A 2,415-nucleotide genomic window follows, 5' to 3' on the forward strand; every position below is an offset into this window, starting at 1 on the left:
AACCTTGTGATTTCGATTACTTGGACTTCGATAAAACCCACGCTTTCCTGCGGGCTTCAGCGTTCTTCACCGGCGACTATCTCGTCAAGAATGCCGAAACGGGCCGGGAAGACCAGAGCAGGGCGTGCATCGCCTGCAACTGGTGCATGGCCTCGCTGATCGAGGGATCGCAGACCTGCACCATCAATCCCGCGGCATGGCGCGAGCGGTTCTGGGGAAGGGACCACGATGCGCTTGCTCCCCGGCGATGCAAGGTCGTCGTCGTCGGAGCGGGGCCCGGCGGTCTCGAAGCGGCGCGCACCAGCGCGCTGCGGGGTCATCAGGTGATCCTGATCGAAGCGGAGCGATACCTTGGAGGGGCATTCGCCCTGTGGGCGGACCTTCCGGGACGTGAAACCTACCAGAAGGCCACCGCCTGGTGGAAACAGGAGATCGAAAAGCTCGGCGTCGAGGTTCGCCTCGGAACGCTTGCGACGGCCGAGATGATTCTCGCTGAGAAGCCGGATGCGGTCATCCTGGCGACCGGGGCGGAATACAATCGTGCAGGCCAGAGCCACTTCCGCGATCAGCCGATCGAAGGACACCAGGAGCAGATCGTCTACACGCCGATGGATGTCCTGAACGGATCGGTGGGGCCGCTCGGGAAGGCCGTTCTGCTCGACGGGGAAGGGATGCACACCGGCGTCGGCATCGCGGAACTGCTGGCCCGCAACGGCACCGACGTCGAAATGCTGACGCCCTATTTCACTCCCGTTTCCGCGCGCGTGGTCGCCCAGTTCGAAACGGGCTTCATCATGAAGCGATTGCGCGATGCCGGCGTGAAGGTTTCGGCGACCAGCTATATCCGGCATATCGGGACGCGCGAGGTGACGGTTTACGATGTCTATTCCGACGCCGAACGCACGATCGCCGATGTCGATGCCGTCATCCTTTCGACCGGACGGGTTTCGCGCAACGGTCTGGAAAAAGAGCTGGAGGGCAAGGTCAAACAGCTATTTCCGATTGGCGATGCCGCGGCAGCGAGGATGTGGGCCGCGGCCAGTTTCGAGGGGCACAAGTTCGCCAGATACATCGGGGAGCCCGGTGCGCCCAGCACGATTGGTGAAGTCTATTTCGCTGACAACGATCCGGTCTTCGCGCCCGTGAAGGCGGCCCGGTAGTGTCCGGTCTCGATAAATCCGACAGTCTTGCCGAGACGATCGCCGCCATTCAGGCGCGTGAAGGCGTGCTCCAGTTGCAGGCGCGTTATGTCGATGCGGTCTGGCGCAAGGATCTCGATAGCATCTGCGGGTGCTTTACGGCCGACGCGGAGTGGCGGATCGGCGGGGCGGTCCTGGAAGGGCGGGATAGGCTGTACCGCCAAATGTCCCAAAGGATCTTTCCGCGCTTTCGGAGCATTCGAATGAGCCTGGGCTCCCCCTTTATCGAGATCGTATCGGGAGCCGTGAGGGCAAACGCGCGCACGCTGGTGACGGAAAACAATGTGACGGCCGACGGCACGCCGATCCTCGCCCAGGGGACGTACTTCGACCGGATGGTCCGCGAGCATGGCACCTGGAAGTTTTCGTGGCGGCTCTTCCAGACCTCGTATTTCGGACCGCCGGACATGTCGGGGCAATTCTACGAAGGGAACCCGGATTATGGTCCGGTTCCCAATATGCCTCCGCTCGATGCGGAGACGATCAATTTCACCGGAATGCATGACTAGTCCGCCGAGAGCGCAAGCCAGTCGAAATGGAGAGCCAGTGATGGGCCGACAGGAAGAAGACAATATCGCAGTCGTCAAGACGTTCTACGAATACCTCGGCCGAGGCGATCGGGATGGGGCCTATGCCAGTGTCATCGCTGAAGACTGCGTTCTCTACGAAGCGGATAGCTTGCCCTACGGCGGGGTCTATCATGGCCGCGAAACGATGAAGGACGTCCTGCGGGGCGTTATCGCCCGCTTCGACGATTTTGAGTTCGAGATCCGCAACTATCTCGCCGGTGGCGATGAAGTCGTCGTGCATCTTCACCTGAAAGGCGTGGGCCGCCAGAGCCGCAAGTCATTTTCCATCCCGACGATGGAACTGTGGCGAGTGCGCGATGGCCGGGTCGTCGAATTGCGGCCCTTCCTGTACGATGCGGCGGCGCTGAGCGAAGCCCTCGCGGCCTGACAGGCGCGTCAATTCCCGCCGGTTCGCGATCCGAACCGGGCAATCGCAGATATGAGTGAGTTTCCATGAAAGCTATGCGCCTCCGGCACCCCCCGAAGCTCGAAAACCTTACCGTCGAGGACCTCGATTCCCGCGCGCCAGGCGCCGGTGAGGTGAAGGTCAGGGTGCATGCCGCCTCGCTCGTCGCCGGTGAAGAACGCTGAAGCCCGCAGGAAAGCGTGGGTTTTATCGAAGTCCAAGTAATCGAAATCACAAGGTT

General features: G+C 61.4%; 4 protein-coding genes. 3 read left to right on the forward strand and 1 reads right to left on the reverse strand.

What is annotated here, in order from left to right; all coding sequences use genetic code 11:
• The 3 genes from B2G71_RS23485 to B2G71_RS23495 all read left to right on the forward strand — a co-directional run.
• Positions 1-1,160, forward strand: a 1,160-nt coding sequence (locus tag B2G71_RS23485; protein WP_206049504.1) for an FAD/NAD(P)-binding oxidoreductase, incomplete at its 5' end; no start/stop codon positions are given.
• Entirely contained in the window at positions 1,160-1,708 is a 549-nt protein-coding gene (locus B2G71_RS23490; protein WP_098109082.1) for a nuclear transport factor 2 family protein, read from the forward strand. The genes B2G71_RS23485 and B2G71_RS23490, both read left to right, overlap by 1 nt.
• 40 nt (positions 1,709-1,748) lie before the next feature.
• Entirely contained in the window at positions 1,749-2,156 is a 408-nt protein-coding gene (locus B2G71_RS23495; protein ID WP_240530336.1) for a nuclear transport factor 2 family protein, read from the forward strand.
• Positions 2,157-2,164: 8 nt separating this feature from the next.
• Here the strand turns inward: B2G71_RS23495 and B2G71_RS24395 are convergent.
• On the reverse strand, positions 2,165-2,415 hold a 251-nt coding region (locus B2G71_RS24395), incomplete at its 5' end, for a hypothetical protein (RefSeq protein ID WP_206049506.1).

Source organism: Novosphingobium sp. PC22D, assembly GCF_002556635.1.
GTDB lineage: Bacteria > Pseudomonadota > Alphaproteobacteria > Sphingomonadales > Sphingomonadaceae > Novosphingobium.

Bases quoted from the DNA above. Each gene is read 5' to 3' on its own strand.
- B2G71_RS23495 (WP_240530336.1), top strand. From the start codon at position 1,749: ATGGGCCGACAGGAAGAAGACAATATCGCAGTCGTCAAGACGTTCTAC.